This window comes from Phaeobacter italicus, from assembly GCF_001258055.1.
Classification (GTDB): Bacteria; Pseudomonadota; Alphaproteobacteria; order Rhodobacterales; family Rhodobacteraceae; genus Phaeobacter; species Phaeobacter italicus.
This window is the reverse complement of sequence record NZ_CVRM01000019.1, coordinates 1-7,353: the sequence shown is the minus strand read 5'-3', so window position 1 is coordinate 7,353 and position 7,353 is coordinate 1. Positions and strand designations below refer to the sequence as shown.

General features: G+C 55.2%; 7 protein-coding genes and 1 pseudogene. 3 read left to right on the top strand and 5 right to left on the bottom strand.

Going from position 1 to position 7,353, the window contains the following annotated elements:
* Positions 1–91 precede the first annotated feature (91 nt).
* On the bottom strand, positions 92–952 hold the full coding sequence (locus NIT7645_RS08645; protein WP_050686651.1) for a DUF4214 domain-containing protein: 861 nt from the start codon (positions 950–952) through the stop codon (positions 92–94).
* A 372-nt stretch (positions 953–1,324) separates the two neighbouring features.
* Between NIT7645_RS08645 and NIT7645_RS08640 the strand changes: the two genes are divergently transcribed.
* The gene (locus tag NIT7645_RS08640) at positions 1,325–2,938 is read left to right on the top strand and encodes a DUF4214 domain-containing protein (protein WP_050686649.1); all 1,614 of its coding nucleotides are present in this window, start codon (positions 1,325–1,327) and stop codon (positions 2,936–2,938) included.
* Positions 2,939–3,010: 72 nt separating this feature from the next.
* On the opposite strand, the pseudogene NIT7645_RS08635 reads toward NIT7645_RS08640, so the two are convergent.
* Positions 3,011–3,334 (bottom strand): annotated as a pseudogene (locus NIT7645_RS08635) (DDE-type integrase/transposase/recombinase); the annotation flags it as partial.
* Between NIT7645_RS08635 and NIT7645_RS08630 the strand changes: the two are divergent.
* Entirely contained in the window at positions 3,288–3,512 is a 225-nt protein-coding gene (locus NIT7645_RS08630) for a type II toxin-antitoxin system ParD family antitoxin (RefSeq protein ID WP_242656184.1), read from the top strand. The pseudogene NIT7645_RS08635 and the gene NIT7645_RS08630 overlap by 47 nt on opposite strands.
* 66 nt (positions 3,513–3,578) lie before the next feature.
* Here the strand turns inward: NIT7645_RS08630 and tnpC are convergent, their stop codons facing one another.
* The 3 genes from tnpC to tnpA form a co-directional block, all read right to left on the bottom strand.
* Positions 3,579–5,051: an IS66 family transposase gene (gene tnpC, locus NIT7645_RS08625; RefSeq protein WP_242656188.1), complete on the bottom strand. Its 1,473-nt coding sequence runs from the start codon at positions 5,049–5,051 to the stop codon at positions 3,579–3,581.
* A 115-nt stretch (positions 5,052–5,166) separates the two neighbouring features.
* Positions 5,167–5,520, bottom strand: a complete 354-nt coding sequence (gene tnpB, locus NIT7645_RS08620; RefSeq protein ID WP_050686646.1) for an IS66 family insertion sequence element accessory protein TnpB — start codon at positions 5,518–5,520, stop codon at positions 5,167–5,169.
* A complete protein-coding gene (tnpA, locus tag NIT7645_RS08615) occupies positions 5,514–5,924 on the bottom strand; it encodes an IS66-like element accessory protein TnpA (RefSeq protein WP_074964383.1) in 411 nt (136 codons plus the stop codon). The genes tnpB and tnpA overlap by 7 nt, the downstream gene beginning before the upstream one ends.
* A 306-nt stretch (positions 5,925–6,230) precedes the next feature.
* Between tnpA and NIT7645_RS08610 the strand changes: the two genes are divergently transcribed.
* Positions 6,231–7,280 carry a DUF4214 domain-containing protein gene (locus tag NIT7645_RS08610; RefSeq protein ID WP_159420187.1) on the top strand — a complete coding sequence of 350 codons (1,050 nt, stop codon included), beginning with the start codon at positions 6,231–6,233 and terminating at the stop codon, positions 7,278–7,280.
* Positions 7,281–7,353: the final 73 nt, after the last annotated feature.

Here is a 7,353-nt window from a genome sequence, read left to right as displayed (position 1 = left end):
AAAATCAAACCTGCAGACTCTCGTCATGAGCGAGGGACCCGCGGGGGGCAGGTCACTTTCAGAGCCTAAAAAGGCTCTGAAAGGTATAGTGTTAGATGAAGATACCATCAGAGAAATTGCTACCAATGATGTTGGTTACTTCGTCTGACTGGAGGAAGTAGGCGAGTGTTTCATCCAAAACATCAAGCCCGCCATTCTCAATATATTCCTGCCAGAACGCTTTTCCTGCAGCATCAGCTTCTCGTCCAAAAATATCCATATAGAAGGCATCCAAGAGAGCGGACGTGTCTGTCAACTTGTCCCCGTACTTCGCATTGAAGCTTTCCGTTCTAACAAATGCTTCCATGACCGAGAATAAGGTGGAAGATCCGGATTCGATTTCGTTCAGCCAAAACCCAAATCCGGCTGCATCAGGAGTACTTACGCCGAGAACAGCATTGTACGCAGTTTTTAGTGCGCCTGCGCCATCCTGAGTGTCTAGGTATAGTGTTCCATCGTCAAACACGATCCGATCAAGGCCGACGAGATTCTGTGTCTCTCCGCCTTCTGATGTGACCGTTACGGTCTCTCCTGTGATGACAATCGACGCATCAGAGTAGGGAAGGGAGAACGTCTGTATCTCGTTACCGTTTGGGTCTACTGTAACCGTCGGAGGGGTGATGACGCCACCGCCACCTGAATTGCCGCCGACACCAGAAAAAGCTGGGATGTCTGACAAGGGGGTACTGTCAGGAAAGCCAGCTACACCTGCATTGAACTCATCAACACCCAATTCAATCAAGATTGGGTTCTGCTCGATGATGGTGAGAGCAGCGTCGAGCTCTGATGTAATAGGAACGTTCAGGCTTGTAATGAGACTGCGCAGTTGCACTGCGATAGACTCTGAGTTGTTGAAAATGCTGGTAGTCAAAGATAGTAGAGGGCGGATGTCGCCAATGGTGAGTTCAAGCACGGTGGTTCCTCTAGTTTAAAGCTCGTGGCTCAAATCATAGTCATCTGTGGTGTAGTCCATGACATCGTAAGGAAGCGCCTGTGAGGTGTGCACCCCCTGTTCAGGGGGTATTGGTGTCACCCGACACGCCGCGAAAATTTAACCACTGCAATGAGAACTGATCGTTTTTTTTCCCAGTGCTGTTAGAATAGACGCCGGAAAGGGCTGCTAAAGGGCCCGCGGATAACAGCCAATGACGAATATGCTAGTGGTTTCGAACAACTCTCGCAGGCCGGCTCTGCCCAAAATGCTGCTTTTGCTAGCTCATAAAGCCCGTGCCATACAGGTAAAGTGTCATCAACATGACCCAACCTCCTCTGAGGAGGTTGGGTCATGTTGATGGTCTATGAAGGGCAATCTATTACGCTCGCGTTCTATGGGAACTCAGGTGCGACGGGGCGTACAGACAGAAACGTATATTTCACCCTGGCAGATACTGCGAACGATGCGGACTATATTCCTGCCAGCTATAACGGCCAAAGCTCATATTACTCAGCTGGTCTGTATGCTTTCAGCGTTACCATAAAGGTGTTGTTTGACGATGTGGTGGAAGGCTTGGAGAATTTCACTGTTGTGCAGTGGGATGAGGTGAACGGCGAGCGTGTCGGCTATGAGGAAATACAAGTTCAAATTATTGATACGACAGGAGCAGTAGCGTTTTTTGACGTCAATGGAAACGGAGCTGCTGAGCACCTCGAAGTGAGCGCGCTTCACGCATCTAATACGTCTCGAGAGTTTCAGTTCGCAGTAGCCGAAACAGGCTGGGAACGAGCAAACTATGACCAGATTATCCAGGCGCTTCAGTCAGCGGAACCAGCTCAGAAAGAGGCTCTTTCTGAGCAATTATCTGAGTTGGCTCGAAGTGATAAGTCTGCTTTTCGACAGGCTCTTCAAGAGACTGTGCCCGATGTATCTAGCACGATGCAGCAGCTAATGCGTGATATCCTGTACGAGGAAAACATCCTGCCTGAGGTTTTGGATGATGCTGCAATCCGCCATACTTTTGAACTGCTAATGGATGGCATGGGGTATTTGGGGCCATATGGGTTTATCTTTGAACAACTTGCGGATGCGGCCAACCGCCTTCCGAATGAAGATTTGGATCTAAGTGGCCTGCAAGCACGTCTCCGGGCCATTGACGAAGTGCGATCAAATACCCTCTTGGACTTGATTGATAACGAAGACGCGTTAGCCGACTCTATAAAATTGGACGAGACCCAGCCGTTCAACGTGGCGAGGCGTGAGAGCACTGATAACGTACCGTTTCTGAAGAGTGGATCCGTCACTCTTCAGTATGCTGAAGCTGGCACCAGGAGCGTAGTGTCCAGAGATACGGCAACGTTGGGAACAGCCGAAAACGATATCTTTGTTTTAGGCCTGCTGAATGGTGGGGCTGTGGTGCATGGTGGTGATGGCGTCGATACATTCTTGATTAGCGCCTCTGTCGATGATTTCGACTTTGTCGGCACCGCAGGTGCACAAGGTCTTTTGGTCTCTTCTGCCGGAGCTGTCCTGCTTGACGGAGTGGAGCGCCTAACCTTCACTGATGGGTCTTTAGCGATTGATGTCGGAGAGGGGCAGAATGCTGGCTCAACTTTTCGTCTGTATCAAGCAGCATTCGATCGCGTGCCCGATCAACTAGGTCTTAGTTTTTGGATCGACGTAATGGACCGCGGCTTCTCGTTGCAAGATATGGCGCAGGCATTTGTTTTATCCGATGAGTTCACCACTGCGTACGGTGCCAATCTGTCAGACAGCGAATTTGTTTCCCAGCTCTATGAGAACGTTTTAGGCCGTGCGGGGGATCCTGCAGGAGTTGAGTTTTGGAATACTGTCTTGAGCAATGGTGCTGCGAGCCGTGCTCAAGTGTTGGCGGGATTTTCTGAAAGCACTGAGAACATTGTTGGTGTTGCCGCAACCATTGAGGATGGATTTGCTTATGGTTGATACCTGAGTTGGCCAGAGGGGGGACTGATGCATTAACTTGTTCGGCGAGCTTGATCGATCTGACCACACGCGTCATGCACTTACCGGGAAGAGCTTTTCGACGAACAGGACCTCGCCTTTAACACCGGGCGGCTTGTCATGGATGTGACCGCGTTTGATGGTTCGGATGGTTTCAATGCCGCTGAGGGTCGCCTTGGCAGACTGCAATGAGCGAAAGCTCTGACGAAACCCCAAGAGGCGCTTCAGCGCGGCGTGGTCGCTTTCGATCCGATTGTTCCGCCACTTACGATCGATATGCGTGATGCTCTCAAACTGTGGGTCGTAACGTCGATTTTCATCCCAGATCACCTTGCGATACGTCGATGTCTTGTCGGTGCAAATCGTGACGGGCCGGTATGGCTCTGCCAGTGACGTTGTGCGAGCCGGCTTGCGCCTGCTTGAAGAGCACGAGACCAAGGTAAAGGCATTGCAAGATGCGTTGATCGCAGGTGAGCAATCCGGCGAGCCGCAGCCGTTCGATTTTGAAGAGTTCAAAGCACGTAAGCGGGCAGAGTTCGGCAACTCCCTTTCATGAGCAGCGTTACGTTCTCACCCGCAGCTATCGCGGACATTGTAAGCGACGTCTGCACCTCACCCTGGATCAGCTTGACGGCATGTAGTTCCAGGGCAGGAGCTCGTCGATCCGGCTGGCGGGATGACCTGCAGCGATGGCCTCAAGGGTGGCCTTGAGGTAAGCGAAGGGCTCGACGCCGTTGATTTTCGCCGTGGCGATGAGCGAAGCGATGCGGCCCCAAGTGCGGCCGCCTTCGTCGTGGCCGGCAAAAAGCGCATTCTTCCTCGTCAATGCGATCGGACGGATCAGGTTTTCGACAGCATTGGAGTCAATCTCGACGCGGCCGTCGCGGAGGAAGGTCTGCAGCCCGTCCCATTGACGATGGATATAGGTCAGCTTCTCTCCGAGGCGTGACTTCGAGGAGATCCGGCAGCGCTGGTTTTGCAGCCATTCTCCGAATGAGGCGACCAGCGGCGCGGTGCGGGCCTGCCGGGCCGACAGCCGCTGGCCGGGACCCATGCCGCGGATCTCACCCTCAATGCGGTAGAGCTCCGCAATCCGGCGCAGTCCCTCGGCGGCGTTCTCTGAGCCGTCGCGGTCGAAGAGCTCCTTCAGCTTCCTGCGGGCATGCGCCCAGCAATGCGCGACGGTGACCGGCGCGCCGCCTTTCCGCGACGGGCGCGTCAGCCGGTTATAGCCGGTATAGCCGTCCAGCTGCAGGATGCCATCGAAGCCCTGCAGGATCTGTTCCGCGTTCTGCCCGGCGCGGCCGGGAGCATAGGTGAACACCACACCGGGCGGGTCATCGCCGCCCCATCCGCGGTCGTCCCGGGCCAGCGCCCAGAGATACCCGGTCTTTGTACGGCCGCGGCCCGGGTCCAGAACCGGCGCCGTGGTCTCGTCCATGAATAGCTTGCCCGATCCTTTCAGGTGCTCAGTCAGCCGGTCGACTACGGGACCGAGGTGGAAGGCGGCTGTCCCCACCCAATCGGCGAGCGTGCTGCGGTGCAGGTCGATCCCGGAGCGGGCCAGGATCTGGCTCTGCCGATACAACGGCAAATGGTCCGAGAACTTGCTGACCAGCACATGCGCGATGGCGCCCTCGATCAGGTGCGCGGGAGCTGGTGCCTGGGTGACGCCCTCGGCGCAGGCGCGGCAGGCATACTTGGGCCGGACGGTGACGATGACGCGGATCTGCGCGGGAATAATATCCAGCCGCTCGGTGCGATCCGCGCCGATCCGGTGCATCTCGCCGCACCCGCATGGGCAGTCCAGGCTGTCCGGCTCGATCAGCTTCTCGATCCGCGGCAGGTCCTTGGGCAGATTGCCCCGGTTGCGCCGGACCGCCCGGCGCGGGGACGCTTGCGGCGGAGCCTGTTCGTCCTGCTGGGTCTCGACCTCGGCGACTGCGGCCTCAAGATCCTCGAAGGCCAGCTGCCGCTCGTCCTCGCTCAGTTTCTCCGACCGCTTGCCATGCACAGCCTGGTTCAGCTCGGCAACGAGGTGCTCCAGGCGTTTGTTGGCCTCCCTGAGTGCATCCCGCTCGCGCAGCACCGCCAGAACAGCGTCACGCTAATCTTCAGGAATGGCAGAGAGGTCGATGGGCGGGGCGCTGGACATGGCCGGACCATACCCTGATCGGCACCTCAATGGGCAGGCATTCTGCCCGACCGAGTCACTCTGCCACAGCCGGCCGGCGCGCCTCCAGGGACCGCACCCGCCGCCAGTCCAGCCCGGCAAAAAGCGCCTCAAATTGGGCGCGCTTCAAGGTCATCGCCCCGTCGCTTATGGCAGGCCAGGTGAAGCTGCTCTCCTCCAGCCGCTTGTAGGCCATGACCAAGCCACTGCCGTCCCAGAACAGGATCTTCATCCTGTCCGCCCGCTTGGCCCGGAATACGAAGACCGTGCCCGTGAACGGATCTTCCGCCAGTGCTGACTGCACGAGCGCTGCCAAGCCGTCATGGCCTTTGCGGAAATCCACCGGCTTCGTCGCCACCAGGATCCGGACGCCCTGCGACGGCATCAGCATGGCGAGGTCCCGAGCGCATGCACGATCTCGGCGATCCGGGCTGCGGGCGTGCCGGGTGCCAGCTCAATCCTGACTTCGCCCGAGAGGATCCGGATCACCTCTTCCGATGCCGGAATGTCCGGTTCCTGCGGCGCCTCCGGCACATCGCAGACCACCAGCGGAGCGAAGACCGGTTCATCCAGCTCCGCCGCTGGCAACACCAGCTCCCCCTGCTTCGCCAGCCGGCGCCAAGCCGACAGCTGGTTTGGCAAGACCCCATACCGCGCCGCCACGGCATTCACTGTCGCGCCCGGCTCAAGCGTATCCGCAACGGCCAGCGCCTTCACTGCATCCGGCCACCGCCGGTGACCCGACGCGTAGATCTCGACGCCCAACGATTTGAGAAACGAATTTGTAGCGCACATTGCGAAACGCACTCCCCACTATGAGATGGGTGTGATCTCGCAGGCGAGCCCCGCCCCTACAACGTGGGGTCAGGACACCGTTTACCGGACATTGGTGGAATCTAGGACTACACCGCTGAAACATGGGGAGTGGATCAGGCCGACCGTTACACGGGTGATCAACAATCATTTTGTTCCACTTTGATTGTTTCTCCGGGGTAGCTAAAAATAGGGTATTTTCGTATATTTCCTTGCTAAAGCTTGAAATTAGACCCAGGAAAGTTTCCCAATATAAAGGGGAAAATTTTATATAAATGTAGGTGTATCTTGCCGCTTTTTGGTTTTGTCAGTAGTGAAACTCGTACAGGAGTGCTGGGAGGATCGGTTTCTGGGGAAGCAACAGATAGCTCTCATGATGAAACAGCGATCATTGTTCAGGAGGCTGTTGTTGACACGACTTCACAATCCACGCCAGAGCCCGTAGGGCCAGCGAGTTCCAATTATATCGAAGGTAGTTATCGAGATGATGATCTCTCTGGAACTCCTATAAACGACGTCTTTAACGGGCTTCGAGGTAATGACCGTTTTGAAGGCGGCGAAGGGTGGGATATTGCTAGGTTTTTTGCCATTGAGGATAGCTTTACTATTACTGTCAGTACACAGGGGCTTACAGTCGAAGATAGGCGCCCAGATGGCTTTGGAACGGATGTGTACTCTTCGGTAGAAGAACTGGAGTTTATTTCGCCAGATTACAGCGAGCGCACAGGGTATGTGATCACAGATGGCCTTCTTTCATTGGATTCTAGTTCTATTCAAGAAATTACTGAATTGTACATTGCTTACTTTGGCCGGGCTCCTGATGCTCAGGGTCTGAACTATTGGGCCGATCACTTTGCTAACGGGATGCCAATAGCGCAGATTGCCGCTAACTTTTCGACATCCTTAGAATATCGCGCCACATTTGGAGATGAGCGGAGTGTCGAGCGTTTTGTCGATACCGCATATCTTAATGTGCTTGGCCGCAGTTCGGACCCTACTGGAGCGGCTTTTTGGAGGTCTGCTCTGGAGAGTGGGGGGGTCTCAGAAGAAGAGTTCATTCTCCAACTACTAGGGGGAGTTTCTGCGGGCTCACCTGATAGAAACTATCTCGATCAAAAGCTGGATATCGGTGCATACTTTTCAATCATCAAGGGAATGTCGGACTCGGTAGATGCGAATGCAGCCATGAACCTCTACGATGGTAGTATGGGTTCCATTCGAGCGGCGATATCCTTCATTGATGAGGCTTACGCGGATGCAACCTCTGCTGCAGGTGCTGAGTTTATTGTGCAAGTTGTTGGGGCCATCGATAACCCATTTTCTGAGCTAGCTATTTAGGCTGTAGATGGGCTCTGATTGTTGATTGTCACTGAGAACTGACCCGGTATTTTCACCGAGATTTGACCCACCC

What these genes read in the sequence shown, in the direction of transcription:
- tnpA (WP_074964383.1), bottom strand. Translation starts at nt 5,924, where the DNA reads ATGTGCGCTACAAATTCGTTTCTCAAATCGTTGGGCGTCGAGATCTAC.
- NIT7645_RS08640 (WP_050686649.1), top strand. Translation starts at nt 1,325, where the DNA reads ATGTTGATGGTCTATGAAGGGCAATCTATTACGCTCGCGTTCTATGGG.
- tnpB (WP_050686646.1), bottom strand. Translation starts at nt 5,520, where the DNA reads ATGCTGATGCCGTCGCAGGGCGTCCGGATCCTGGTGGCGACGAAGCCG.